Source organism: Streptosporangium sp. NPDC002721, assembly GCF_042888905.1.
In the GTDB taxonomy this organism is placed as follows: domain Bacteria; phylum Actinomycetota; class Actinomycetes; order Streptosporangiales; family Streptosporangiaceae; genus Streptosporangium.
The window spans coordinates 3,268-28,302 of record NZ_JBIAQI010000022.1; the positions used below are offsets into that span (position 1 = coordinate 3,268).

At 72.0% G+C, this 25,035-nt stretch carries 23 protein-coding genes; 17 read left to right on the forward strand and 6 right to left on the reverse strand.

The window, feature by feature from the left end; all coding sequences use genetic code 11:
* From ACFYWM_RS29345 to ACFYWM_RS29355, 3 genes are all read left to right on the forward strand, one after another.
* The coding region (locus ACFYWM_RS29345) for a hypothetical protein (protein WP_389919908.1) at positions 1-255 on the forward strand (255 nt) is incomplete at its 5' end.
* A gap of 62 nt (positions 256-317) precedes the next feature.
* A complete protein-coding gene (locus tag ACFYWM_RS29350; protein ID WP_389919909.1) occupies positions 318-509 on the forward strand; it encodes a hypothetical protein in 192 nt (63 codons plus the stop codon).
* A gap of 385 nt (positions 510-894) precedes the next feature.
* Positions 895-1,767, forward strand: coding sequence for a universal stress protein (locus ACFYWM_RS29355; protein ID WP_389919912.1), 873 nt, complete (start codon positions 895-897; stop codon positions 1,765-1,767).
* Positions 1,768-1,805: 38 nt separating this feature from the next.
* Here the strand turns inward: ACFYWM_RS29355 and ACFYWM_RS29360 are convergent, their stop codons facing one another.
* On the reverse strand, positions 1,806-2,408 hold the full coding sequence (locus ACFYWM_RS29360; protein WP_389919915.1) for a TetR/AcrR family transcriptional regulator: 603 nt from the start codon (positions 2,406-2,408) through the stop codon (positions 1,806-1,808).
* Positions 2,409-2,608: 200 nt separating this feature from the next.
* Here ACFYWM_RS29360 and ACFYWM_RS29365 point away from each other — a divergent pair, with 200 nt between their 5' ends.
* From ACFYWM_RS29365 to ACFYWM_RS29405, 9 genes are all read left to right on the forward strand, one after another.
* Positions 2,609-4,177 carry a carboxyl transferase domain-containing protein gene (locus ACFYWM_RS29365; protein ID WP_389919918.1) on the forward strand — a complete coding sequence of 523 codons (1,569 nt, stop codon included), beginning with the start codon at positions 2,609-2,611 and terminating at the stop codon, positions 4,175-4,177.
* Between the two features lie 35 nt (positions 4,178-4,212).
* On the forward strand, positions 4,213-6,231 hold the full coding sequence (locus ACFYWM_RS29370) for an acetyl/propionyl/methylcrotonyl-CoA carboxylase subunit alpha (protein ID WP_389920302.1): 2,019 nt from the start codon (positions 4,213-4,215) through the stop codon (positions 6,229-6,231).
* A complete protein-coding gene (locus tag ACFYWM_RS29375; protein WP_389919921.1) occupies positions 6,228-6,428 on the forward strand; it encodes a hypothetical protein in 201 nt (66 codons plus the stop codon). Before ACFYWM_RS29370 ends, ACFYWM_RS29375 begins: the two co-directional genes overlap by 4 nt.
* 118 nt (positions 6,429-6,546) lie before the next feature.
* The gene (locus ACFYWM_RS29380) at positions 6,547-7,497 is read left to right on the forward strand and encodes a hydroxymethylglutaryl-CoA lyase (protein WP_389919923.1); all 951 of its coding nucleotides are present in this window, start codon (positions 6,547-6,549) and stop codon (positions 7,495-7,497) included.
* Positions 7,498-7,499: 2 nt separating this feature from the next.
* Positions 7,500-8,657 (forward strand): acyl-CoA dehydrogenase family protein, encoded by a 1,158-nt coding sequence (locus ACFYWM_RS29385; RefSeq protein ID WP_389919925.1) that lies wholly within the window; start codon positions 7,500-7,502, stop codon positions 8,655-8,657.
* Positions 8,658-8,869: 212 nt separating this feature from the next.
* On the forward strand, positions 8,870-9,757 hold the full coding sequence (locus tag ACFYWM_RS29390; protein WP_389919928.1) for a DUF692 family multinuclear iron-containing protein: 888 nt from the start codon (positions 8,870-8,872) through the stop codon (positions 9,755-9,757).
* 25 nt (positions 9,758-9,782) lie between these two features.
* Positions 9,783-10,553, forward strand: coding sequence for a hypothetical protein (locus ACFYWM_RS29395; RefSeq protein WP_389919931.1), 771 nt, complete (start codon positions 9,783-9,785; stop codon positions 10,551-10,553).
* Between the two features lie 238 nt (positions 10,554-10,791).
* Positions 10,792-10,929: a hypothetical protein gene (locus tag ACFYWM_RS29400; RefSeq protein WP_389919933.1), complete on the forward strand. Its 138-nt coding sequence runs from the start codon at positions 10,792-10,794 to the stop codon at positions 10,927-10,929.
* Between the two features lie 247 nt (positions 10,930-11,176).
* Positions 11,177-12,529, forward strand: coding sequence for a glycoside hydrolase family 6 protein (locus ACFYWM_RS29405; protein ID WP_389919936.1), 1,353 nt, complete (start codon positions 11,177-11,179; stop codon positions 12,527-12,529).
* Positions 12,530-12,660: 131 nt separating this feature from the next.
* On the opposite strand, the gene ACFYWM_RS29410 is transcribed toward ACFYWM_RS29405, so the two are convergent.
* The gene (locus ACFYWM_RS29410; protein WP_389919939.1) at positions 12,661-13,164 is read right to left on the reverse strand and encodes a MarR family winged helix-turn-helix transcriptional regulator; all 504 of its coding nucleotides are present in this window, start codon (positions 13,162-13,164) and stop codon (positions 12,661-12,663) included.
* Between the two features lie 78 nt (positions 13,165-13,242).
* On the opposite strand from ACFYWM_RS29410, the gene ACFYWM_RS29415 reads away from it, so the two are divergent.
* On the forward strand, positions 13,243-13,662 hold the full coding sequence (locus ACFYWM_RS29415; protein ID WP_389919942.1) for a DoxX family protein: 420 nt from the start codon (positions 13,243-13,245) through the stop codon (positions 13,660-13,662).
* Positions 13,663-13,891: 229 nt separating this feature from the next.
* Positions 13,892-14,710 (forward strand): hypothetical protein, encoded by an 819-nt coding sequence (locus ACFYWM_RS29420; RefSeq protein WP_389919945.1) that lies wholly within the window; start codon positions 13,892-13,894, stop codon positions 14,708-14,710.
* Here the strand turns inward: ACFYWM_RS29420 and ACFYWM_RS29425 are convergent.
* From ACFYWM_RS29425 to fxsA, 3 genes are all read right to left on the reverse strand, one after another.
* Entirely contained in the window at positions 14,646-16,631 is a 1,986-nt protein-coding gene (locus ACFYWM_RS29425) for a tetratricopeptide repeat protein (RefSeq protein WP_389919947.1), read from the reverse strand. The genes ACFYWM_RS29420 and ACFYWM_RS29425 overlap by 65 nt on opposite strands.
* On the reverse strand, positions 16,628-17,515 hold the full coding sequence (locus tag ACFYWM_RS29430; RefSeq protein WP_389919950.1) for an SIR2 family protein: 888 nt from the start codon (positions 17,513-17,515) through the stop codon (positions 16,628-16,630). The genes ACFYWM_RS29425 and ACFYWM_RS29430 overlap by 4 nt, the downstream gene beginning before the upstream one ends.
* 77 nt (positions 17,516-17,592) lie before the next feature.
* On the reverse strand, positions 17,593-17,772 hold the full coding sequence (fxsA, locus tag ACFYWM_RS29435) for an FxSxx-COOH cyclophane-containing RiPP peptide (RefSeq protein ID WP_389919953.1): 180 nt from the start codon (positions 17,770-17,772) through the stop codon (positions 17,593-17,595).
* Positions 17,773-18,028: 256 nt separating this feature from the next.
* Here fxsA and fxsT point away from each other — a divergent pair, with 256 nt between their 5' ends.
* Positions 18,029-20,566 (forward strand): FxSxx-COOH system tetratricopeptide repeat protein, encoded by a 2,538-nt coding sequence (gene fxsT, locus ACFYWM_RS29440; protein ID WP_389919956.1) that lies wholly within the window; start codon positions 18,029-18,031, stop codon positions 20,564-20,566.
* Positions 20,567-20,611: 45 nt separating this feature from the next.
* On the opposite strand, the gene ACFYWM_RS29445 is transcribed toward fxsT, so the two are convergent.
* Positions 20,612-21,919: an HEXXH motif domain-containing protein gene (locus ACFYWM_RS29445; RefSeq protein WP_389919959.1), complete on the reverse strand. Its 1,308-nt coding sequence runs from the start codon at positions 21,917-21,919 to the stop codon at positions 20,612-20,614.
* 537 nt (positions 21,920-22,456) lie between these two features.
* On the opposite strand from ACFYWM_RS29445, the gene ACFYWM_RS29450 reads away from it, so the two are divergent.
* Positions 22,457-23,653: an FxsB family cyclophane-forming radical SAM/SPASM peptide maturase gene (locus ACFYWM_RS29450; protein WP_389919962.1), complete on the forward strand. Its 1,197-nt coding sequence runs from the start codon at positions 22,457-22,459 to the stop codon at positions 23,651-23,653.
* Positions 23,650-24,954, forward strand: a complete 1,305-nt coding sequence (locus ACFYWM_RS29455; RefSeq protein ID WP_389919965.1) for an HEXXH motif domain-containing protein — start codon at positions 23,650-23,652, stop codon at positions 24,952-24,954. Before ACFYWM_RS29450 ends, ACFYWM_RS29455 begins: the two co-directional genes overlap by 4 nt.
* Positions 24,955-25,035 lie beyond the last annotated feature (81 nt).

Sequence of the window (25,035 nt, forward strand, 5' to 3'; positions counted from 1 at the left end):
CGGGTTCTGTTCCGCCGCCGTCTGATGGCCTTCCGCCGGGTTCTGTTCCGCCGCCGTCTGATGGCCTTCCGCCGGGTTCTGTTCCGCCGCCGTCTGATGGCCTTCCGCCGGGTTCTGTTCCGCCGCCGTCTGACGGCCTTCCGCCGGGTTCTGTTCCGCCGCCGTCTGACGGCCTTCCGCCGGGTTCTGTTCCGCCGCCGTCCGACGGTCTCCCGCCGGGTTCTGTTCCGCCGCCCGGTACTCCGCCCGGTGTGATCCCGCCGTCCGACGGTCTCCCGCCCGGGTCCGTCCCGCCGCCCGGGTCCGTCCCGCCGCCCGTGGCCGTCCCGCCCGTGGCCGTCCCGCCGGTCGTCACCCCGCCCGTGGCCGTGCCGCCGTTCGTCGTCCCGACGCCGGTGATCTTCGCCGCTCCCGGTACCCCGCTCGTGTTCACGTCGCCCGTCGCCGGCTGGGTGGGCACGCTCTGCACCCCGGTCGGCGTCGCGACGGTGGTCGGTTCGTGCCTGTGAGGACCCGTTCCCGTGAGGGTTCGTGCCTGTGAGAGCCCTCCTGCGACGAGTTCGTGCCCATGACGGTTCGGACCTGTGACGGGCCGTTCGTGCCCGTGACCGCCCCGTACCGATGACATGCCGGTGGTCATGACGATGACACGTCGGCGACCGTGCCGGTGACCGGTCGCCCTGCCGTTCCGGCGGGCCCGTGCGGCCCGTGCGGCCCGTGGCCCGGCCCCGGCCGGTCGTGAACGCCCTCCCGCCGCCCCCGGGCGGGAGAAGGCGTCTTTGCCGATACGAGCCGCAAAACACGAGAAGTCTTGTGAAAGCACGCCCTTCTCGTCAGGCGGATCGGAGAAGGATGGGAAGGAGTGACGGGGGAGAACGCGGGAGGGGAACCGCAATGCCGGTACAGGACGACGGGCGACCTGTGGTCGCCGGATACGACGGTTCGGCGGAGAGCCGGCTGGCCCTGCGGTGGGCCGTCGAGGAGGCCCGCCTGAGATTTCTCCCGCTGCTCGTCTGCCACGCCTGGCAGTGGCCCTACCCCAGGCTCTCCCTCGCCCCCGAGACCACCGAGGTCGTACGCCGGATGGGCAGGCGCGTCCTTGACAGCGGGCTGACGACGGCGCACGAGCTGGCGCCCAGGCTGCGGGTACGCGGGCAGCTGGTGGAGGGGACCCCGGCCGCGGCCCTGGTGAGCCTGTCGAGAGCCGCCGAGCTGATCGCGATCGGCCCGCGTGGCACCGGCGGCCCCGACGAGCTGAGGATCGGCTCGACCGTCGAGGTCGCCGCGCACGCCCGCTGCCCGGTGGCCGTCGTCAGGAGGTCCGGCCACCCGCGTGCGGGCCGGGTGGCGATCGCGATGGAGGTGGAGGAAGCCACCCCCGACTCGCAGGAGCTGGCCGTCGCCTTCGAGGAGGCGAGGCTGCGCAGGGCGGCACTGCTGATCATCTGCCTCTGCCCCGAGAACGCCCGCGACACCAGGCAGGCGGCCGTCCGCTTCAACACCAGCGTCGCGATGTGGGAGGAGAGGTACCCCACGGTCGAGGTGGAGACCCTGATCGAGACGCGGTCCCACGTCGAGGTGCTCCGCCACGCGGCCGACCGTTCGGACCTGCTGGTGGTCGCCGACCGCGAGCACGACGACCCGGTGGACCCCGCCATCGGCCCGGTCTGCCGGGTGATGCTGCGCGAGGCGCCGTGCACGATCGTGGTGACCCCTTCGCAGGCGCGGCAGGCCTCCCCACGACGGGAACGCCTCGTCAGAAGTTAACGTTTCCTAACTCCGAGCGCTTCCCGGCGCCAGGCGTCCTAAGCGCTCCGGGGGCCCTGGGTGGCGGCCAGCGCCGCGCGGGCCATGCCGCGCAGCAGCCCGGCCATCGCCGCGGGCGGCAGCTCGCCCGCGCTGTGCGGGGTGGAGTTGAGCAGCCCGAAGACCGCATGGGTCGCGGCGCGCAGCTCGGCCTGCGGGCGTCCGGGATAGAGCTCGCTCAGCACGGTGACCCACTCCTCGACGTACAGCCGCTGGAGCCGGCGGATCCGCCGCCGGGCGGGCTCGGGGACGTTGCCCAGCTCCCTGTCGTGCACGGTGATCAGGGCCGGATGGCCGAGCGCGAACTCGATCTGGCAGCCGAGCAGGGCGTCCAGCGCCTGCTCGGCGTCGGCGGCCTCGGTCACCCGGCGCGCGCCCGTGGCGTGCAGGCGCTCGCTGACGTCCAGCAGCATCTCCGCGAGCAGGGCCTCCTTGCCGCTGAAGTGCCGGTAGAGGGCCGGGCCCGAGGTGCCGACCGCGCCGCCGATGTCCTCGATCGAGACGCCGTGGAAGCCGCGCGCGGCGAACAGCCCCGCCGCGGCGTCCAGGATCTCCGCGCGTCGTGAGCCGCGGTTGCGGGTGGAGGGCTGAGCAGTCGTCACCCTCGCATGGTAGACGGTAACGTTAATAATGACTAACATCTGCGGTGGAGTTGACAACCGATGACCCAGCGGCGGCGAGGCCGGATGGATCAAACGGACGCGGGTCAAACGAACGCGGATCGAACAGACGTAGATCGAACAGACGTAGATCAGACCGATACGGATCAGACAGGCCGGGCGGACCGGACGGGGAGGCTCGCATGAGTGGCTGGCCGGTGCTGCGAAGCGCCTGCGACCCGGGTGGCGAGGGTTTCAAGCGCAACGCCGAGGTCAACGAGCGCCTCGTCGCCGACCTCAGGGAACGCGTCGCCGTGGCGGGACTGGGCGGCCCGGAGAGGTCGCGCTCCCGGCACGTCTCCCGGGGCAAGCTGCTGCCCCGCGACCGCGTCGACTCCCTCCTCGACCCCGGCTCGCGCTTCCTGGAGCTCTCCCAGCTGGCCGCCAACGGGATGTACGGCGACGCGGCCCCCGCCGCCGGGATCATCACCGGGGTGGGCCGCGTCTCGGGCCGCGAGTGCGTGGTCGTCGCCAACGACGCCACCGTCAAGGGCGGCACCTACTACCCGGTCACCGTCAAGAAGCACCTGCGGGCCCAGGAGGTCGCCCTCCACAACAATCTGCCGTGCGTCTACCTGGTCGACTCGGGGGGCGCGTTCCTGCCCAGGCAGGACGAGGTCTTCCCCGACCGCGAGCACTTCGGCCGGATCTTCTACAACCAGGCCACCATGTCGGCGCGCGGCATCCCGCAGATCGCCGCGGTCCTCGGCTCCTGCACGGCGGGCGGCGCGTACGTCCCGGCGATGAGCGACGAGGCGGTGATCGTCCGCAACCAGGGCACGATCTTCCTCGGCGGCCCGCCGCTGGTGAAGGCCGCCACCGGCGAGGAGGTCAGCGCCGAGGAGCTGGGCGGCGGCGACCTGCACGCCCGCGTCAGCGGCGTCACCGACCACCTCGCCGACGACGACCGCCACGCGCTGCGGATCGTCCGCGACATCGTCTCCACCCTCGCGCCGCGCACGCCCTCCCCCTGGGAGCGCGCCCCCTCCGAGGAGCCCGCGCACGACCCCCGCGACCTGTACGGCATCGTCCCCGCCGACACCCGCACGCCGTACGACGTCCGCGAGGTCATCGCCCGGATCGTCGACGGCAGCAGGTTCGGCGAGTTCAAGGCCGAGTACGGCGCCACCCTCGTCACCGGGTTCGCCCGCATCCACGGCCACCCCGTCGGGATCGTCGCCAACAACGGCATCCTGTTCGGCGAGTCGGCCCTCAAGGGCGCCCACTTCATCGAGCTGTGCGACCGGCGCAACACCCCGCTGGTGTTCCTGCAGAACATCAGCGGGTTCATGGTCGGCAGGGCGTACGAGGCGGGCGGCATCGCCAAGCACGGCGCGAAGATGGTCACCGCCGTCGCCTGCGCCCGGGTGCCCAAGTTCACCGTGGTCGTCGGCGGCTCGTTCGGGGCCGGCAACTACGCGATGGCCGGGCGCGCCTACTCGCCCCGGTTCCTGTGGATGTGGCCGGGAGCCCGCATCTCGGTGATGGGCGGCGAGCAGGCCGCCAACGTGCTGTCCACGGTCGGCGACGCCGACCCCGACGCCATCCGGGCGCAGTACGAGGAGCAGGGCAACCCCTACTACTCCACCGCCCGGCTCTGGGACGACGGGGTCATCGACCCCCTCGACACCCGTACCGTCCTGGGCCTGGCCCTGTCCGCCTCGGCCAACGCCCCCCTCGAACCCGTCGGCTACGGCGTCTTCCGGATGTGACCGCACCCATGACCATCTCACCCGCACCCCGCCGGATGTTCGACACCGTCCTCGTCGCCAACCGGGGCGAGATCGCGCTGCGGATCACCCGTACCCTCAGGAGGCTGGGCATCCGCTCCGTCGCCGTCCACAGCGACGCCGACGCCGGGGCGCGGCACGTCCTGGAGGCCGACGTCGCGGTGCGGCTGCCGGGCGGCTACCTCGACGCCGACGGCGTCCTCGCCGCCGCCCGGGCGACCGGCGCCCAGGCGGTGCACCCCGGATACGGCTTCCTCGCCGAGAACGCGGCCTTCGCCCGGCGCTGCGCGGAGGCCGGGCTCGTCTTCGTCGGCCCGCCGCCGGAGGCCGTGGAGGCGATGGGCGACAAGATCCGCGCCAAGGCCACCGTCTCCGCGGCCGGCGTCCCCGTCGTCCCCGGCGGCGCCGAGCCCGGCGACGACCTCGCCGAGGCGGCCGTACGGGTCGGCTTCCCCGCGCTGATCAAGCCCTCTGCGGGCGGCGGGGGCAAGGGCATGGTGCTCGTGCGCTCCGCGGCGGAGCTGCCGGAGGCGCTCGCCTCCGCCCGGCGCACGGCCGCCGCCGCGTTCGGTGACGCGACCCTGCTGATCGAGCGGTTCGTGGAGAACCCCCGGCACATCGAGATCCAGGTGATGGCCGACGCGCACGGCGGCGTCATCCACCTGGGCGAGCGCGAGTGCAGCCTCCAGCGCCGCCACCAGAAGATCGTCGAGGAGGCGCCGTCCCCGCTCCTCGACGCCGGAACCAGGGCCGCGATGGGCGCGGCGGCGGTCGAGGCCGCCAGGTCCGTCGGCTACACCGGCGCCGGGACGGTCGAGTTCATCGTCCAGGGCGAGACCGGCGACTACTACTTCATGGAGATGAACACCCGCCTGCAGGTCGAGCACCCCGTCACCGAGCTGGTCACCGGCCTGGACCTGGTCGAGCTCCAGCTCAGGGTCGCCGCGGGCGAGCCCCTCCCGCTCACCCAGGACGAGGTGCGCCTCGACGGCCACGCCGTCGAGGCCCGCGTCTACGCCGAGGACCCCTCCAGGGGCTTCCTGCCGACCGGCGGCCGGGTCCTCGCGCTGCGCGAGCCGCCGGGGGTGCGGGTCGACTCAGGGCTGATGGCCGGAGGATTGGTCGGCAGCGACTACGACCCGATGCTGTCGAAGGTCATCGCCTGGGGCCCCGACAGGGCGGCGGCCCTGCGGCGGCTCGACGGCGCGCTCGCGGCCACGGCCGTGCTCGGCGTGCCGACCAACATCGCCTTCCTGAGGGCACTGATCGGCCACCCCGCCGTGGTCGCCGGAGACCTCGACACCGGTCTGGTGGAGCGCCATCTCGGCGAGCTGGTCCCTGACGAGGGTGTCCCCGGCGACGTCCTGGCCGCGGCCGCCCTGGTCCTGCACCGCGAGCACGTGCCCGCCGTCCCCGCCGACCCGTGGGACGTCCCCGACGGCTGGCGGCTGGGCGAGGCGGCCTGGACGGTCTACCGGCTGGAGACCCGCGAGGGCGTCTCCGAGGTCAGGGTCCGCGGCCTGCCCGCCTCGGGAGCCGAGGTCCACCTGCCCGGCGCCGAGGCCGTACGGGCACGGCTGGCCGACGAGGGCGGCAGGGGTCATGAGAGCGGCGGGGGCGGCAGGGGGTACGAGAGCGGCGGGGGCGGCGACCTGCTCGTCACCCTCGGCGAGACCGCGAGGCGCTACGCCGTCGCGAGGGGCGGCGACGGCGGCGACACGATCTGGCTCGGCCGCGACGGCGAGGCCTGGGCGCTCACCCGCCGCCACCTGGGCGATCCCGGTGACGGGGCCGGCGCGGGCGGCCCCGGGGACGGGCTGGTCCGCAGCCCGATGCCGGGCACCGTCCTCGTGGTGAAGGCGGGCCTGGAGGAGCGGGTCGCCGAGGGGCAGCCGCTGCTCATCGTGGAGGCGATGAAGATGGAGCACACCGTGACCGCGCCGATCGCCGGGGTCGTCACCGAGCTGCGGGTTCGGGCGGGCCAGGCGGTCGCGATGGACGCCGTGCTGGCCGTGGTCCGGGGGGAGGAGCCGTGACGGGCGCCGCGCCGGTCGCGGAGGCCGTACGGGACCGCCGGGACATCGCGACGCGGACGGTCAGATGGGCCGTGACGCACGGAGACGGCGAGGTCACGGCCGGATGGGTCGCCGAGGTCGCGACACCGGCCGCGGGGATCGCCGCGCTCGAGGGGATCGCGGGAACCGTGCGGCGCGGGCCGGGGAGAAGGCCGTGACGCGCGAGCCGGAGCGGGTCCGGGCGGCTGGGCCGTCCGGGCAGGTGACGGGAAGCGTGACGCGCGAGCCGGAGAGGGCCGGGGCGGCCGTGCCGTCCGGGCGGGAGAGGAGGTCGTGATGCGCGAGCCACAGCGGGTCCGGGCGGCGGGGCTGCCCGAGCGGGTCACGATCTACGAGGTCGGCCCGCGCGACGGGCTGCAGAACGAGGCCGCGGTGGTGCCCGTCGAGGTCAAGGCCGAGTTCGTCGCCCGGCTGGCCGCCGCGGGACACCGCGTGATCGAGACCACCAGCTTCGTGCACCCCAAGTGGGTGCCCCAGCTGGCCGACGCCTCGGAGCTGCTGTCGGTCATGGAACGGGTGCCCGGGGTGCGCTACCCGGTGCTCGTCCCCAACGAGCGCGGCCTCGACCGCGCCCTCGAACACGGCGTCGAGGAGATCGCGGTCTTCGCCAGCGCCACCGAGACCTTCGCCGGGAAGAACCTCAACCGGACGCTGGAGTCGCAGTTCGAGATGTTCGAGCCGGTCGTCGCGCGGGCGCTGGCGAACGGCCTGAGGGTGCGGGCCTACGTCTCGATGTGCTTCGGCGACCCGTGGGAGGGCCCGACGCCGGTCGAGCAGGTCGTCTCCGTCGGGCGCAGGCTCCTCGACCTGGGCTGCTTCGAGCTCTCGCTCGGCGACACCATCGGGGTCGGCACCCCCGGCCACGTCGCCGCGCTGATCGAGGCCTTCGGCGGGCCCTCCCGGCTCGCGGTGCACTTCCACGACACCTACGGCCAGGCCCTGGCCAACACCCTCACCGCGCTGCGCGAGGGGGTGACCGTCGTCGACGCCTCCACCGGCGGCATCGGCGGCTGCCCGTACGCCGAGAGCGCCACCGGCAACCTCGCCACCGAGGACCTGGTCTGGATGCTGCACGGCCTCGGCGTCGAGACCGGGCTGGACCTTCCCTCGCTGGTGGAGACCAGCACCTGGCTGGCCGCGAGGCTCGGCCGCCCCAGCCCGTCGCGGGTCGTCCAGGCCCTGGGCGAGAACCCGTCCCGCACCACCGCACCGAACGTCGAGGAGTGACCATGCCCAAGCTGACCGAGGAGTACGAGGAGCTTCGCAAGACCGTCGAGGCGTTCGCCCGCGACGTGGTGGCCCCGGTGATCGGGGACCTCTACGAACGCGAGCAGTTCCCCTACGACATCGTGCGGCAGATGGGGGCGATGGGCCTGTTCGGGCTGCCGATCCCCGAGGAGCACGGCGGCATGGGCGGCGACTACTTCGCGCTCTGCCTGGCCCTGGAGGAGCTGGCCAGGGTCGACTCCAGCGTGTCGATCACCGTCGAGGCCGCGGTGTCGCTGGGCGCGATGCCGATCTACCGGTTCGGCACGCCCGAGCAGCGCGCCGAGTGGCTGCCCCGGCTGACCTCGGGCGAGATGCTCGGCGCCTTCGGCCTCACCGAGCCCGGCGGCGGCTCCGACGTGCCCGGCGGCATGCGTACCACCGCGGTGCTGGACGGCGACGAGTGGGTGATCAACGGTACGAAGGCGTTCATCACCAACTCCGGCACCGACATCACCGGAGTCATCGGCGTGGCCGCGATCACCGGCGAGCGGGCCGGGGGCAAGAAGGAGATCTCCACCATCCTGGTGCCGTCCGGCACCCCCGGTCTCACCGTGTCGAAGAAGTACTCCAAGGTGGGCTGGAACTGCTCCGACACCCGCGAGCTCTCCTTCGACGACTGCCGTGTCCCGGCGGGGAACCTGCTCGGCGAGCGCGGGCGCGGCTACGCGCAGTTCCTGCAGACCCTCGACGAGGGCCGCGTCGCCATCGCCGCCCTGTCCACGGGCCTGGCCCAGGGCTGCGTGGACGAGTCGCTGCGCTACGTCCGCGAGCGCCACGCCTTCGGCCACCCCATCGGCCACTACCAGGCCATCCAGTTCAAGATCGCCGACATGGAGGTCCGCACCCACACCGCCCGCCTGGCCTACCACCACGCGGCCGAGAAGATGCTCGCCGGGGAGCCGTTCAAGAAGGAGGCCGCCATCGCCAAGCTCGTCGCCGGCGACGCCGCCATGGACAACGCCCGCGACGCCACCCAGATCTTCGGCGGGTACGGGTTCATGAACGAGTACCCGGTGGGCCGCTTCTACCGCGACGCCAAGATCTTGGAGATCGGCGAGGGGACCAGCGAGGTGCAGCGGATGCTGATCGCCAGGGAGCTCGGACTGAACGGCCTCTGACCCCTCGCCCCTGCCCCTTCGCCTCCGGCACCGGCGCCGCGTGTGACAGTGCCGCGCGTGACGGCGCCGCGTGTGGCGGCGCGGCCGGGCCGCCGCTTTGCGGAAGTTTGACGCGGGGGCCCGGCGTGGTCCCGGATCCCGTCGGGCACGCTGCGGGGTACAGCGGTTGCGCAGTGTTCGTGAACATCACTGTGAGGTGATGGGAGAACCACATGCTGACAGGGTTGCCCGCACTGGGATCCGGCCTGGGACATCGCGTGGAGCTGGCCGAGGCGATCGAGGCGCACGCCGACAGGATCGACTGGCTGGAGGTCATCACCGAGCGCTACCTGTTCGCCCCCGCCGACGAGTGCGAGCGCCTGCGGGAGCTGGTCCGCCGGTTCCCGGTCGTGCCGCACGGGGTGGAGCTGTCCATCGGCTCGGAGGGGGAGCCGAACGCGGCGTACGTGGAGGCGCTGGCCCAGCTGGTCGCCGACGTCGACGCGCCCTGGTTCAGCGACCACCTGTGCTTCACCCGTACCGACAGCGTCGACGTGGGGCTGCTGGTGCCGCTGCCGCGGACCCGGGAGGTCGCCCGGCGGCTGGGGCGCAGGGCGCGGCGGGTGCAGGAGGCGGTGGGCAGGCCGTTCCTGCTGGAGAACATCACCTACTACGTGGACCTGGCCGCCCCGCTGACCGAGGCGCAGTTCATCACCGAGGTGATGGAGCACTGCGAGTGCGGCCTGCTGCTGGACCTGGCCAACCTCGACATCAACGCGCGCAACCACGGCTTCGACCCGCTGGGGTTCCTCGACGACATCCCCCTCGAACGGGTCGTCCAGGTGCACCTGGCCGGAGGCGCCGACGGGGACGGGGACGCGATGTCCCTCGACAGTCACGGCGCCGCGATCCCGGACCGGGTGTGGGACCTGCTGGCGGAGCTGGTGTCGCGGACGCCCGTCAAGGCCACGCTGGTCGAGCGCGACCAGGACTTCCCCGACGACTTCGGCGACCTGCTGGCCGAGGTCGACCGCGCGCGGGCCGCGCTGCGTTTCCGCGGCTCCCGTACCACCCGCCGACCGGCCGATCGGTGGGTGGCGCAACCGGCGGGAGGCGCGTGATGGGCGTGCGGAACGGAGGCGCGTGATGGGCGTGCAGGACGCGCTGGCGGCGCTGCTGACCCGCGAGGCGGAGGCCGCCCTGCTGCGCGAGGACCCGGTGAGGCTGCAGCGGCGGTACGAGCTGAGCGACGCCGAGCTGGCCATGTTGCGCGGCGCCGCGCCCGACGGCTACCGGGTGACGTACGACGGAGTGCGGGGCAAGCTGCGGTCGGCGGTCGCCGCCCGCCTGCCGGACACGGTCGCCGAGCTCCTCGGCCGTCACCGGCCCCTGTGGGAGGAGTTCGCCCGGGGCCTCGTACGCCGCCCGCAGCCGGTGGAGCGGCCGTTCGGGATGTGGGAGTCCGAGCGGCTGACGGCCTGGCTGGCGACCCGCGCGACACCGCGGCTGGCCGCCTACGCCCGGTACGAGCTGGCGCGCGCCGCGCTGGCCCACGACCGGGACGCCGCGCTGGCCGCCCGTGCCGCCGCCCCGGCGGCCCCGGCCGACCGGCCGCCGGGCGGCGCGCTCCGGCTGTCGGCCGCCGCCCGCGTCGGGACCTACACCCATGACGTCACCGCGGGGCCGCCGATCGGTGAGCTGCCCGCCGTGCGGACGCGAGTGCTGCTGCAGCGCCGGTGGCGGTCGCCCGTCGTGCGGGCCTACCGGATCGGTGACGGCACCGCCGCGTTGCTGGAGGGCTGTGACGGCACCCGTGACGCGGGCCAGGTGATCGCCGTGGTGGGGGGCGATCGCGCCCGCGCCGCGGAGACGCTCGCCGAGCTGGCGCTGGCCGGTCTGGTGTGGCCGCGATCCTGACCTCTCACGCGCCGCCCGCCGGGAGGGTCCGCCCCCGCCCTCGCGTGATCGCGGCAGGCCGTCACCCCCGGCGGGAGGCGGCACCGGACGGGACGTCCCCGTCCCGCGACGGCTTCCAGGCGTCGCCACCGATCCTCCGCGCCCGGCGCACCCGGTGTGCCGTACGCGGGGAAACCGGCCCGGCATCGGGCCGCCACCTCGCCCTGCCCCGGCAGGCGCTCCTGGAGGGAGAGACATCGTGAACGACGACATTACTCGCGAGGACATGGAGCCGGATTTCGTCTTCGAGGCCATCGTCGACGCCGACGGCCAGGAGATCACGGACCGCGCGTGCTGCGGCGGTGGTCGCTGCGGCCGCGACGATCCCGACGGGTGAACCGTGGCGAGGGGGAGTACGGCCGCTCGCGGCCCTCCCCCTCGCCGTCGCGAGGGCCCAAGCCCTGGGACCGTCTCGCCGATCAAGCGAACGGGGCCTGAGGTGGTGAAACTTTCAACGGACGCCGAGGGTGTTCGCACAGGTCAGCGTGCCCCGGTGTGAGGCGGCGCCGACGCGCACTACGTGCGGAAGGGGCGTGCCGCCTATGGTGGGAGCGCTCCCACATCTCCCTTGAAGGGGCCGATCCATGCCAAGAAGGTCGATCCTGGCCACGCTCTGCGCGGCTCTGGTGATCGTGTCAGGTGCCGCGGTCGCCGTCGCCTCCGGCGCGTCCGCCGCCGACTCCCCGTTCTACGTCGATCCGGAGACCAACGCGGCCAAGTGGGTCGCGGCCAACCCCGGAGACTCCAGGGCCCCGGTCATCCGTGACCGGATCGCCTCCGTGCCGCAGGCCCGGTGGTTCACCACCACCAACACCTCCGCCGTACGCGGCCAGGTGTCGTCGTTCGTCGGGGCGGCCGCGGCGGCGGGTAAGATCCCGATCCTCGTCGTCTACAACACCCCCAACCGCGACTGCAGCGGCGCCAGCACGGGCGGCGCGCCCAACCACACGGTCTACCGGCAGTGGATCGACGAGCTGGCCGCCGGTCTCCAGGGACGCCCGGCGTCGATCATCCTGGAGCCCGACGTGCTCCCGATCATGACCAACTGCATGAACTCCTCCCAGCAGCAGGAGACCAACGCCTCCATGGCGTACGCGGGCAAGAAGTTGAAGGCCGCCTCGTCCTCGGCCAGGGTCTACTTCGACATCGGGCACTCGGGATGGCTGTCGCCGTCGGAGGCCGCCAACCGCCTGCGGGCCGCGGACGTGGCGAACAGCGCGGACGGCATCTCCCTGAACGTCTCCAACTACCGGTGGACCTCCACCGAGATCTCGTACGCCAAGAACATCATCTCCGCCACCGGCGTCTCCCGGCTCCGCGCGGTGATCGACACCAGCCGGAACGGCAACGGCCCGCAGGGCAGCGAGTGGTGCGACCCGGGCGGCCGGGCGATCGGCACGCCGAGCACCAACGCCACCGGCGACTCGGCGATCGACGCCTTCCTGTGGATCAAGCTGCCGGGTGAGGCCGACGGCTGCATCGCCGGGGCCGGGCAGTTCGTCCCGCAGCGGGCCTACGACCTGGCCGTGGCGGCCGGGCCCGTGACCCCGACCCCCACCGTGACGCCGACGCCGACGCCGACGCCGACGCCGACGCCGCCCCCCACCCCCACCCCGACGCCGGGCGTGGGCAGGGCCTGCACGGCCGCCTACAAGCTGGTCAGTTCCTGGCAGGGCGGCTTCCAGGCCGAGGTGAGCGTGCGGAGCAGCGGCAGCGCGGCCGTCACGGGCTGGACGGTGAACTGGTCCTTCCCCGGCAACCAGAGCATCACCCAGCTCTGGAACGGGCAGCACACCCAGAGCGGCGCGAGTGTCTCGGTGCGGAACGTGGCCCACAACGGCAACCTCTCCCCGGGCGCCTCGGCCTCCTTCGGGTTCACCGGTAACTGGTCGGGGAGCAACGGCACGCCCTCCTCGGTCAGCTGCACCGCCGCCTGACCCGGCACGCGGCCATGATCAGGTGCGGCTCGCGCGGTATGCCCCCCGCGCGAGCCGTACCGGATTCTTCCGCCTTCCCCGCGCTCCCGTGGCCGAAAGGGAGAACCGGTCCCGGGGGCCCGTCCCGCGCGTTACCCTGGGCTTTTGCCCGATCGGTGCGCGCGGAGCGGGCCCGCCGGAGCCGCCTCCATGGCCGCTGTGGCCTTTGTCATGATCTGTCGCATGGTCTCGACCTCCTCGGGGGTGAGGCGGTCGATCAGGAAGGCGCGCACCACGGCCACGTGTCCGGGCGCGGTCCGCTCCAGGCAGCGCACGCCCTCCTCGGTGAGCACGGCCAGGACCCCCCGCTCGTCCGACGGGCACGCCGCCCGCTTGACGAGCCCTCTCCGCTCCAGTTGCCCGATCTGGTAGGTGAGACCGCTCTTCGAAACGATCAGCCGATGGGCCAGCTCGGTCATCCGCATCTGCCCGCCGGGGTGCTGGGAGAGCTTCGCCAGGATCTCGTACTGGGCGTGGGTCAGGCCGGAGTCGGCTTTCAGCTGATCCTCGACACGGCGCTCCAGGAGGTGCGTCGCGGCCACGTAGGCCACCCACGCGGCCATCTCGCTGTCATTGAGCCATTTCGTGTCGTTCACCGGAATATTGTACGGCTTGTTCAAATTTGAACTACCCGCTATGGTTTGGTGCAAATTCGAATGACAAGAGGAGTCATCATGCTTGACCAGGTACGTCCTTACGTCCTGCTGCTGGCGCGCATCGCCCTCGGCGTGATCTTCCTGGTCCACGGCGCGCAGAAGTTCATGAACGGACTGGGCCAGACCGCTGGCTTCTTCGAGTCCACCGGGATCCCGCTCGCGGCCGTCGTCGCGCCCGCGGTCGCCGTCCTGGAGGTCGTCGGCGGCATCGCGCTCATCCTGGGCGCGGCCCTGCCCGTGTTCGGCGTCCTGCTCGCGCTCAACATGCTCGGCGCCATCGCCTTCGTCCACCTCGCCAACGGCTTCTCGGTGGGGGAGGGCGGCTACGAGTTCGTCCTCGCCCTCGCCGCCGGCACCCTGGCCGTCGCCTTCAGCGGCGGCGGGGCCCTCGCCGTCGACACCCTCTGGCAGCGCCGCCGCCAGCCGGCCGCCGTCTGATCGTTCGGCCGGCTCTGGCGCCCAGCCCCCGGCCGATGCGCTCAAAGGACGAAGCGGTCACCGGTCCGGCCGCGGACCTCGACGCCGCCGGAGCCGGGATTACGGATGCCGGGCCTTTCCCCAAAGGAAGGGCCCGGCCGACCGGAATTCAAAACATCGGACATCGCGAGATCCCACCCCGGACAATGGGCATAGCTATTTCGACAGCGCCCAAGAACTGGGGGTCGGTGTGCGTTGGCTGCGAAGAATCGGCAGGGATTTCAAGGCGCGGCAACATATGGACGCGTACGCTCTCACGGTCGTCGTTTTCGCTTTCGCGTTTCTTTCGATTTTCAGCGACTCGCTGGACGAGAACCTCAGATGGGCCGTGCTGTTCTCCGGGGTCGGCCTGCTCCTCTACCGGCTCACCCTGCCCGACGAGCCCGCCGAGTCGCCGGCCGGCCTCCTGCACGACCGTTCCGTGTACGACGTGGTGCCATTGTCGTCGCTGCTCGCCGAGGCGCGCGACGTGCGCGTGTTCGCGCCGTCCGCGGTCAACCTGCTGTCGGCGCAGACCTGCGAGCTCATGCGCAACACGGTGCTCGCGCGGGAGAGGGGAAAGGTCAGGATCGTCATTCTCGACCCCCTGGAGAAGACGGCCGTGCGGCAGGCCGCGAGGCAGCTGGACGATTCGATCGAGTTTCCCGTGCAGCGGCTTCCGGCCGCGCTGGACAGCACGATGGAACGCCTTCGCCTGATGCGCGGCTGGAGAACGGCGGGCGGCTTCGAATACCGCCTGCTTTCCTACAGCCCGGGATTCAGCCTCGTGCTCGTCGACCCGGAAACCCCCCGGGGCCGCGTCATCGTGGAGATTCACGGTTTCCACAACGCGTCGACGTCCTCGCGAATGCACCTGGAGCTGACCCGCGGTCGCGACGAGCGCTGGTTCACCTACTGGCTGAACCAGTTCGACCACATGTGGGAGGCGGCGAGGCGCGACGACGTCACGCCGTCCTCCGTAGAAGTTCCTCGGCCTGCTTCCGCAGATGTGGCGGAAGCCCAGGAGTGACCGCGCCGAGCGCTCGCGCGGCGAGCCCCTCCGAGGTCGCGGCCCGCCCCAGCAGGGCGTGCACCCGCGCGGCACGCACCAGGACGGGACCGCTGTCGGACTCGTCGGCGAGCGCGTCGAGGATCTCCTGCTGGGCGGCGTCGAACCGCCGCTCCAGGGCCAGCGCCAACGCCCTGGCGGCGATCGTGGCCGGTCGCTGGTGCCTGCGTACGAGATCCAGGTCGCGCAGGGCCTCCGCGGCCTTGCCGAGGTCGGCCAGGATCTCGCCGCGCAGCGCGAGAGCCTCGGCGGGGGGCTCGTCCGCGAGCGCCACGGCCCCGTTGAGAAGGGCGAGGGCGGCGCGCGGCTGTCCCAGGTGCCAGAGGGCCTGTCCGAGTGCCAGGTGCGCCCGCAGGTCGTTGGGCACCCAGGACAGGGCCGCGCGCAGCCGCTCGACCGCCCTGTCGTGCTGTCCCCGCGACAGCCAGAGCCGTCCCTCCCCGGTCAGCGCGGCGGCCACCCCGTTGAACCGCTGGAGCGTCGCGAACAGGTCGGCCGCCTCCTCGAACAGGCTCCGCGCGCTCTCCGTCTCGTCTCCGGCCGCCGCCACCTCGCCCAGGATCAGCAGGGCCTCGGCGCGCACCCACGTCTCGCCGGTCCCCGAGGCGCGGACCGCCTCCTCCGCGAGCCCGCGGGCCGTCTCCCAGCTCCGCCTTGCCAGCGCCAGCCTCGCGTCCTCGAGACAGGCGGCCGGGTGCCGCGACTGGCGCACCGGGCCGATCAGGCGGTCGTGCTGCAGCTCATACCAACGGATTCCCAGCCGGTGCTCGCCCCGCAGGATGTGGGAGTCCTCCAGCGACTTGGCGACGGCGTTCGGCATGCCGGCCGTCTCGTGCAGGCCCTCGTAGACGGTGTTGCGCGTCCCGTGCTCGGTGACGAAGGCCTTGCGCAACCAGGAGCGGATCTCGCCGGAGGTGACACCGGACTCGGCGGAGACGCGCGTGAGCATCCGCTCGCAGAAGCCGGTCAGGAACCGGTCGACGTTCACGTGCAGGTTCACGTGCTCCACGCTGATCTCCCGGAGGCCGGGGGGCAGCGACTCCCACAGCGCGGAGCAGACGACCTGCAGCTGGACGGGTTCGACGGTGTTCAGGGTCAGAGTGGTGGTCCGCCCCTCGTCGTTGGAAATCGGGACGGTGCGCAGGTCGTCGACGAGCCGTTCTGCGGCGCCGGGGGCGAAGGACCGGCCGGTGCCCCCGAGAGGTCTGACGGTGGCGTCGAGCGCCGCGGCCCGGGTGAACGGCAGCAGCTGGAAGCGCGCCCGCGAGCCCCGGCCCAGCGGGCGCTCGTGCGGCAGGACGGAGGCGAGGTACTCCTCGCGCAGCGACAGCAGCAGGTGGAGGCCGTCGTGCTCCTCCACCGCCCCGGCCAGCTGGCGCAGCAGCCCCTGGCGCTCCTCCTCCAGGTCGAGCGGGCCGCCGAACAGCTCCTCCGCCTGGTCGACGGCGACCAGGACGGGCACGGGGTCGCCGTACCGGTCGACGCGCTCGGGACGCCGCGCCAGGAACTCCGAGACCGTCAGCCCGGCCAGCGCGGGCAGCGGCAGGTCCGGCGCCCAGGCCGACAGCAGCGCCAGCACGTAGGGGTTGCCGGACACCCTCGGGCGCAGCGAGGTGATGCCGCGGGGCGACACGCGGGCGACGGGCAGCACGTCGGCGCGCTCGGGCTCGACGCGCGGCAGCACGCCCGCGTGCAGGAGGGACGTCTTGCCGACCCCCGACGCCCCGAACAGCACGGTGAGGCCGGTGGCCTGCCAGATGGTGGCGATGTCGCGGGCCTCGCGCTCCCGCCCGAAGAACAGCGCGTGCTCGCTCCGCTCGTAGGGCCGCAGCCCCACGTACGGCCGGATGGTCGCGTCGCCGCCGCGGGTCGCGGTCGTCATGGCATTCCTCCCATTCTCCGCTGGAGCTCCGCGCAGAACTCCGAGGCGGTCCCCAGGAAGATCGAGATGTTCCAGCGGTCGAGATAGTGGGTGATGTAGCGCCTGGCCTTGTCCTCGGCGCTCCCGGGGTCGCCCGCCGCCCCGTTGATCTCGGGCATGAGCTGCACGCTCACGTGCCGCCGCTTGTTGCTGCGCGGCGTGTTGCGCACCAGGCCGTGGAAGAGCACCCGGAACGTCCAGTCCTGCAGGCTGTAGCCCACGAACAGCAGCGGCCGGGTGGTCATCGCCCGCAGGATGGGGGTCGGCAGCGGATGCCGCCCGTCGGTCGCGACGGCGTCCACCATGTTCACAAGGTACGTCAGATAGTCGGCCTCGGTCAGCACCAGCGACGCGGGCTCGGCCCAGCTTCCGTGCAGGTGGTAGACGACGGGCCGCTCCACCGTCGGCTCCGGCAGCGGGAGGGCCGCGACGGGGTCGGTGTCCCACCAGCGGGAGACGGCCACGTGGGGCTCCTTGCCCTCGGCCCGCAACGCCTCGGCGAGGAAGTCGTCGTAGTTCGTCGTGAGGAACGTCGTCAACGGGAAACCGGCGAGCAGCCGGTGCGGCTCCCCGGGGTCACCCGAGGGAGGCCGCCCGTGCGAGCGCAGGTGGACGCAGACCGTCTCCTTGAGGTCGACGGGATCGCGCACCACGGCCTCGCCGTACTGCATCACGCGGGCCAGGTCGCCCACGTCGGAGAACGGGTAGCCGTAGCGGAGGGCGTACTGGTTGCTGAGGACGGTGCCGGTGGGAAGGGTGCCGGCGCAGGCTCCCGCTCCGAGGAAAGGGGCGCAGTCGCCCCTGCCGAGCTGGTCGATCAGACGTTCCCAGTCGACATCGTCCATGGGCCACCCTGGTTGTCGGGAAACTGTCCCTTATAAGACTCTATTTCCCGTCACGACTGCGCGAAAGTCAAGTTTTTTCATATGGACGATGTGAATCCGGCGGCCGTGCCGGCGCTGTCGTCCTCAAGTATCCGCCTTAATGCGCGTTTAAGATGGGGATTATCTATTTGATCAAGGTCGCTCAAACTCAGCCCGGTGACATCGATGAGATTGCTCCCGATGGAATCGATCTCGTCCGCGACGACTTCCTCGCCCATGTGAACTCCCCTGCCCGTGGCCCGGCTCACGCGAGCCACTCGCGCCGCGCGCACCACTTACACCATCATCTTTCCACCCTCGCCGAGCACTTCTAACCCAGGGTATCCGGTTATCTTGGCATCACAAGATAGAGAATGATTCACGTCTTATCCTCTGTTTGGCATGTCGCCATGAGAGTCTGACTTCCCCGTCCATGCACTTGGCCCGGCCGGGAGTCTAGGCTGAACGACAATCGGCTGTAGCGGAGGTGGTCGAATGTCCATTTCAGGGCCTTCGGGAATTCCCCGGCCACCGGGACGTCAGCCCCGGATCTGGGGCAAGGTCCCGCAGCAGAACAAGAATTTCACCGGTCGCGAAGATCTTCTCGACAAGCTGCACACCGGGGTCACCTCCGAGGTCACCGCGGTGGTGCCGCACGCCCTCCACGGCTTCGGCGGTGTCGGCAAGACCCACGTCGCGATCGAGTACGCCTACCGCTTCCGGCACGAGTACGACCTGGTCTGGTGGATCCCCGCCGACCAGCCGATCCTGGTGCGTTCCTCGCTGGCCGCGCTCGCCCCGCACCTGGGCGTGTCGTCGTCCGCCGCGATGGGGGTGGAGGAGGCCTCCAGGGCCGTGCTCGACGCCCTGCGCCGCGGCGAGCCGTACTCCCGGTGGCTGCTCGTCTTCGACAACGCCGAGCAGCCGGAGGACATCAACGAGATCGTCCCACGCGGCCCGGGACATGTCCTGATCACCTCGCGCAACCACGCTTGGCAGAGCGTGGTCGACACCGTGCCCGTCGACGTCTTCACCCGGGCGGAGAGCATCGCCTTCCTCAGCAAGCGCGTCCCGAGGTCGACCACCTCCGACGACAGGAACCGGCTGGCCGAGCAGCTCGGCGACCTCCCGCTCGCGCTGGAGCAGGCGGGAGCGCTGCAGACGGAGACGGGAATGTCCGTCGGCCAGTACCTCCACCTGCTCCAGGAGCAGACCGTCCAGCTGCTCGACGCCAACAAGGCCTCCGACTACCCGCTGTCCATGACCGCGGCGTGGTCGCTGTCGGTGTCCCAGCTCAAGGCGAAGCTGCCCGAGGCCGTGCGGCTCCTGCGCTGCTGCGCCTTCTTCGGCCCGGACCCGATCCCCCGCGACGTCTTCGGGATACTCCCCGAGGAGTTCGCGGCGGAGTCGCGTCTCGGCTCGCTCCTCGCCGACCCGATCCTGCTGAGCAAGGCCATCAGGGAGCTGGGGCGTTACGCCCTGGTGCGGATCGACTCGGAGAACCGGACCATCCAGGTGCACCGGCTGATCCAGGCGCTCCTGCGTGACGAGCTGACCGAGGAGGAACACGTGTCCTTCCGCAGGGAGGCCCACCTCCTGCTGGCGGCGGCGACACCCGGCCTGCCCGACGACAACGCCTCCTGGCAGCGCTACGGGGAGCTGCTCAGTCACGTGAGGCCCTCGATGGTGGAGGAGAGCCAGGACCCCCGCATCCGCCGGTTCGCCCTCGACGTCGTCCGCTACCTCTACTCGTCGGGCGGTTACCAGTCGGCCGTCGATCTCGTGGGGAGCTTCATCCGCAGGTGGCGGGACGACAGCGGCGCCGAGGACCAGAACGTGCTCTCCGCGCAGCGGCACCTCGGCATCGTCCTGCGGGAGTTCGGCGACTACCAGGCGTCCTTCGAGCTCAACCGCGACACCCTGGCACGCATGCGGGCGGTCCTGGGGCCCGAGCACGAGGAGACCCTCCTCCTCGTCAACAGCCACGGCGCCGACATGAGGATGCGGGGCGACTTCGCGGGCGCGCTGGAGCACGACAGGGAGTCGCTGCGCCGGCACGGGGAGGTGTTCGGATCCGACCACCGCAGGACGCTGCGCGCCATGAACAACCTCTCCGTCGACTACATGCTGCTCGGCGACTACCGGCAGGCGTTCGAGCTGCAGAAGGTGCTCTACACCAAGCAGCACTCCTCGACCTCGAAGTCGAGCCCGCTGGTCATGCTGGCCTCGCGGAACGGCCTGGCCCGCATCGTCAGGCTCAGGGGCGACTACTCCGAGGCCTGTGACCTCGGTGAGGACGCCTACGAGTTCGGTGTGCAGGAGCTGGGGCCCGACCATCCCTGGACGCTGCGGGCGGCCAAGGACCTGTCCATCGCCAAACGCAGGGCGGGGCTCGTCGAGGAGGCGTTCGAGATCGCCCAGCGGACGTACGAGCGCCAGGACCGCATCTTCGGCCGCGACCACCACGACACGCTCGCCGCGGCCCTGTGCCTGGCCAACGCCCAGCGCACCAGGGGAGAGGTCGTCGAGGCGCTGGAGCTGCTCCGTGACACCGCGGCCCGCTACCCCGAGAGGTACGGCGACGAGCACCCCTTCACGTTCGGCTGCGACATGAACCTGGCGCTGCTCCTGCGGGTCAACGGGGAGATCGAGGAGGCGAACCGGCTCGACCTGAGATCCCTGGAGGGTTTCGACCGCACGCTCGGCCGCGAGCACCACTACTCGCTCACCTGCGCGATCAACCTCGCCAGCGACCTCGCCGCCAGGGGGGACACCCGCAGGGCCAGGGAGCTGGGCCAGGAGACCCTCGGCCAGCTGCGGGAACTCCTGGGGGTGGACCACCCCCTCACCCTGGCGGGCGCGAACAACCTGATCATTGACCTGCGGGTGGAGGGGGCCGAGGAGGAGGCGGGGCTGCTGGAGACCGACACCTTCGAGCGTTACCAGCGGGTGCTCGGCAACGACCATCCCGACACGAAGGTCGCCCTGAGGGGCGAGCGGCTCGACTTCGACTTCGATCCGCCCGCCCTGTGAACACCACGTTCCGGCGGAGGCGTCGTGGCACCCGCGGGTCCGGCGTCAGCCGTTGCGTTCGAGCCAGCGCGCGCGGTGCGCGTCCGCGCGCTCGCGGCCCAGGGCCCGCGCGCGGGCGGGCACGCTCTCCCGCGACCAGTCGTCGAGGCGCCGCGCCATCCCGGTCACGAAACTCTCCCCGGCGGGGGTGAGCCGCCCGCTGCCGAGGAGGGTGCCGGTGACCAGGTGCGAGGCCTCGCGCCACTGGAAGAACTCCGCGCTCGCGCGCAGGGCCGCCTCCCCCGATTCCAGGCCGCGCTGGCGCCTCCAGAAGCCCGCCACGCCCAGGAAGGCGTACGCCCCCTGGAGCAGCCCCGGCACGGGGCGGGGATCCTCGCGCCAGGGGGCGTAGTGACGGGAGCCGTCGTCGGGCAGGGTCAGGGGGACGAGGTCGAGCAGGGCCGAGAGCTTCGCGTGCTGTGTCTCGTGCGTCAACGTGACCGCGAGCGAGGAGGCGTCCGGCGGCGTCGACAGGGCCACGCAGCCGAAGGTCTCCCGTGAGGACGAGCTCGCCAGGCCCCTGGTGGGCGCGACCAGCGGGGTGAGGACCGTGATCGCCGTGGACACCTCCTCGGCCACGGTCCTGTGGTGCCGTACCAGCAGGTCCCAGGCCGTGTGCAGCGTCGACTGCCACCGCTCGATCTCGGCCCCGCCGAGCCGCCCGCCGACGTTGGTCGTCCCCGGCATCCGGTAGGGGTCGACGTCGTCGACGACCAGGCGGAGCGGCATGCCGTCCGTCTCGGCGGACAGCGAGCGCAGGCCCCGCCACCCCGGCGCGTCCCGGCGCGGGTCGCCGGGGATCCGGACGACCATCCGGTCCGCGGTGACCTCGGCGCCCTCGGCGGCGCACTCGACCGTGGCCCGGGAGACGGTCGGCGACAGGACCGCCTGCCCCAGCGACGGCAGCGTGACCACCCCGTCCACCGCGGGCACGTCGACGTCGCAGGCCGTGCCGGAATGGATCGCCGCCGCGGCGGCGAGCGCCGAGAGCTGTCCCGGTGCCGCGCGGGCGTCGCCCGCGCGGAGCATCCTGATCGTCCGGCGCGCCCAGGCGCCCACCGACGAATGCCGCAGCACGGTGTCGACGGCGCCGGGGTGACGGCGCTGGACGGTGGCGAGCAGGTCGTAGGCGCGGCGCGCGGCGGCCGCCTCCGCGTGGCCGGTCGTGCGGGCCGTCTCCATCACCCCGCGTACGAGAAGCACGTGCTTGCTGTACTGGGCGGCGGAGAGGCGGCTGACCGCGGGGGCGCCACCACCGCCGCGGGCCAGTTCCGAGAACACCTTCACCGGAATCCGGTGCTCGCGCAGATTCATCGCGCCCCCTTCGGTCGAGTGGTGCTTCTCCGCCGTACGGCAGGATCTCGACGCTGTCGAGGTCGTGGACGCGTCCGGCGTTTCTCGCGTGTCGCGGCGGATCTCCCGTGGCACGCGCTTCGGGCGGTTCCGGCGACCGGAGTCCGCCATTTCGTGGATATAGCAATATTCGCATGCGGGATCGCATCTGCCGTGGATCTTCACCACGAACCGGCGAAAAGGGGTGGACCTCAGGCCGGCGGTGGCCGATCCCTCGGTATCCGGGTCCGACGGCCAATCGCGCACCGTCGATCAGCCCCCACCTTGGCGCGGTGATATGCGGAAGACCCGAAAGCCTGCTACAGGGTAGAGGGATAGGGAGTCTCCTCGCAGTGGAAGAACTCATCGCACTGTATGACTGTGGCGTGCGACTGAAGCAAGCTTTACGAGATTTAATCTTGACTAACGGCACAAAGTGGTGCGAGATGGGAATGGCGCAAGAGAGGCGTGCCGCATTTGTCAGAGAAGTCGGAACCGAAGATTCTGTCGGCCGAAAACGTGTTTCCGGCCACACTCGACGTGGCCGGACTGCTGGCTTCAGGATGGAGGCCGTTCGCCTTCCGGCAGTTCATCCTGAAGATCCACAGCAGATGTGACCTCGCCTGCCGCCATTGTTACATCTACGAGATGGCGGACCAGTCCTGGAAGGCCCAGCCGCGGCGCATGTCCGGGGCGATCGTCCAGCGGGTGGCACAGCGCATCGCGGAGCACGCCCTCGCCCACGAGCTGGCGGAGGTGGAGGTCATCCTGCACGGCGGGGAACCGCTGCTGGCCGGGCCGGACCTCGTCTCCCACGCCGTGCGCACGATCAGGGGAGCGGCCGCCGATGTCGGGACCCGCGTCCACGTCGGCGTGCAGACCAACGGGCTGCGCCTGGACGAGACCTACCTGCGGCTCTTCGACAGCCTGGAGATCCGGGTCGGGGTGAGCCTGGACGGCTACGAGGCGGCCCACGACCGGCACAGGCTCTTCGCCGGCGGGAAGGGGAGCCACGCCAAGGTCGCCGCCTCGTTGCGGAGGCTGACGGCGGGACCCTTCCACCACCTCTTCAGCGGCCTCCTGTGCACGATCGACGTCCGCAACGATCCGCTGGCCACCTACGAGGCGCTCCTGGAGTTCGACCCGCCGGCGGTCGACTTCCTCCTGCCGCACGGCAACTGGCTCACCCCTCCTCCCTTCCGCGACCCCGGCTCGGCCGCCACGCCGTACGCCGACTGGCTGCTGCCGATCTTCGAGCGCTGGTACGGGGCCGCGGTCGAGGAGACCGAGATCAGGTTCTTCAACGAGATCGTCCGCCTGCTCACCGGCCGCGCCTCCCGCACCGAGGCCATCGGCCTCTCCCCGGCGCGGATGGTCGTCGTCGAGACGGACGGCAGCATCGAGCAGTCGGACATCCTCAAGTCCAGCTACCACGGCGCCCCCGCGACCCTGCTGCACGTCCTGCGCGACTCCTTCGACACGGTGCTCGGGCACCCGTCCATCGTGGCCCGGCAGATCGGCGAGCTCGCGCTGGCGCCCGTGTGCCGGGCCTGCGACATCCGTTCCGTCTGCGGCGGCGGCCTCTACCCGCACCGCTACAGCGAGACCCGCGGATTCCTCGGCCCCTCGGTCTACTGCCCCGACCTCTACCGGCTCATAGATCACATTCGCGCGCGGCTCGTACGCGACGTCGCCCGGCTGAAGGGAAGCGGATGAGGCTCACCTCGCGTCCGGTGTCCGACGAGACGTTCTCCGTGCTCGCGAAGGGCGGGGGCGGGGCCGGGGCCATGGCCGAGCTGCGCGCGACGCAGGTTCTCAAGAACAGGCTCCTCGTCCGCGCGCTCGTCGTGGAGGCGGAGGCGGCGGGCCACCCCCACGCCGCCCTCTCGGCCCGCGCCTACGACCTCCTGGCCGAGATGGAGGCCCAGGACAGGGAGCGGGTCGAATCGGAGCTGTGCCACCCGGCCGTGGGCGCCTGGGCGCTGCGGACCTACCTCTCGCTCAGGGCCGGTACGGGGGTGAAGGACGATCCCGGCCGGCTGGCCGCCCTCGCCGTCGCGATCGCGGTCAGGGCCGGGATCGCCTGCCGGGTCCGCCTCGCCGTAGAGGAGGACACCCTCGTCCTGCCGGCCCTCGGCAGCCTCACCGTGCCGGCCGGTGCCCGCGGGGTGCTCGACGTCACCGTACGGCCGGACGCGGGCGGGGCCGAGCTCGACCTCGGCCGCTCGACGGTCCGCGTCGACCCGCTTCGCGACGGGACCGGCTGGCAGGTCCTGCGCCGGCTGCCGGTGGGGCCCGGCTTCAGTCTCGTCGTCGACGACGCGGATCCCTACCGGTGGCCGGCGGGGCACGTCACCGAGCCGCGGCTGGGCGACGCGAAGCTGGGCCACTGGGCCTCGTGCCTGCGCGACGCGTGGCGCGTGCTGACCGCCCGGCACTGGACCGTCGCCGCGGAGCTGACCTCCGGCATCTCGGTGCTCACCCCCATCCACGCCCCGGCCTTCGGGCAGAACAGCGCCACCTCCCGCGAGACGTTCGGGACCGTCGCCCTGTCGGAGCCGCAGCACGGCCTGGGGATGGCCGCGACGTTCGCCCACGAGATCCAGCACGCGAAGCTGACGGCGCTGACCGACATGGTCGACCTGACCCGGCCCGAGGACGGGCGGCGGTACTACGCGCCGTGGCGGAGCGACCCCCGTCCCGTCAACGGGTTGTTGCAGGGGGCGTACGCCTATCTCGGGGTGGCGGGGTTCTGGAGACGCCAGCACGACCTTGAGCAGGGTGCCCGCGCCTTCCGGGGGCAGGTCGAGTTCGCGCGCTGGAGGGAGGCAGCGCACCGCGTCACCGGCACGCTCATGGCCGGCGGGGGCCTGACCGGGCGCGGCGAGGAGTTCGTGAAGGCGATGAGGGGCACCCTGGAGAGCTGGCTGGAGGAGCCGGTGGACCTCGCGGTGGCGGCGCAGGCGCGCCGCGAGGCCGACCAGCACCTCACGACCTGGAGACGCCGGAACTCCTGAAGGGGGAGCGGCCGGACCGGCGGGCCGCCGGTCCGGGGCTCGCGCGGTGCCGGCCGGACGGCCTTAACTCCTGGAGGGGGA

What these genes read in the sequence shown, in the direction of transcription:
- ACFYWM_RS29355 (WP_389919912.1), top strand. Translation starts at nt 895, where the DNA reads ATGCCGGTACAGGACGACGGGCGACCTGTGGTCGCCGGATACGACGGT.
- ACFYWM_RS29365 (WP_389919918.1), top strand. Translation starts at nt 2,609, where the DNA reads ATGAGTGGCTGGCCGGTGCTGCGAAGCGCCTGCGACCCGGGTGGCGAG.
- ACFYWM_RS29370 (WP_389920302.1), top strand. Translation starts at nt 4,213, where the DNA reads ATGTTCGACACCGTCCTCGTCGCCAACCGGGGCGAGATCGCGCTGCGG.
- ACFYWM_RS29380 (WP_389919923.1), top strand. Translation starts at nt 6,547, where the DNA reads ATGCGCGAGCCACAGCGGGTCCGGGCGGCGGGGCTGCCCGAGCGGGTC.
- ACFYWM_RS29385 (WP_389919925.1), top strand. Translation starts at nt 7,500, where the DNA reads ATGCCCAAGCTGACCGAGGAGTACGAGGAGCTTCGCAAGACCGTCGAG.
- ACFYWM_RS29390 (WP_389919928.1), top strand. Translation starts at nt 8,870, where the DNA reads ATGCTGACAGGGTTGCCCGCACTGGGATCCGGCCTGGGACATCGCGTG.
- ACFYWM_RS29395 (WP_389919931.1), top strand. Translation starts at nt 9,783, where the DNA reads ATGGGCGTGCAGGACGCGCTGGCGGCGCTGCTGACCCGCGAGGCGGAG.
- ACFYWM_RS29405 (WP_389919936.1), top strand. Translation starts at nt 11,177, where the DNA reads ATGCCAAGAAGGTCGATCCTGGCCACGCTCTGCGCGGCTCTGGTGATC.
- ACFYWM_RS29415 (WP_389919942.1), top strand. Translation starts at nt 13,243, where the DNA reads ATGCTTGACCAGGTACGTCCTTACGTCCTGCTGCTGGCGCGCATCGCC.
- ACFYWM_RS29425 (WP_389919947.1), bottom strand. Translation starts at nt 16,631, where the DNA reads ATGACGACCGCGACCCGCGGCGGCGACGCGACCATCCGGCCGTACGTG.
- ACFYWM_RS29430 (WP_389919950.1), bottom strand. Translation starts at nt 17,515, where the DNA reads ATGGACGATGTCGACTGGGAACGTCTGATCGACCAGCTCGGCAGGGGC.
- fxsA (WP_389919953.1), bottom strand. Translation starts at nt 17,772, where the DNA reads ATGGGCGAGGAAGTCGTCGCGGACGAGATCGATTCCATCGGGAGCAAT.
- fxsT (WP_389919956.1), top strand. Translation starts at nt 18,029, where the DNA reads ATGTCCATTTCAGGGCCTTCGGGAATTCCCCGGCCACCGGGACGTCAG.
- ACFYWM_RS29445 (WP_389919959.1), bottom strand. Translation starts at nt 21,919, where the DNA reads ATGAATCTGCGCGAGCACCGGATTCCGGTGAAGGTGTTCTCGGAACTG.
- ACFYWM_RS29455 (WP_389919965.1), top strand. Translation starts at nt 23,650, where the DNA reads ATGAGGCTCACCTCGCGTCCGGTGTCCGACGAGACGTTCTCCGTGCTC.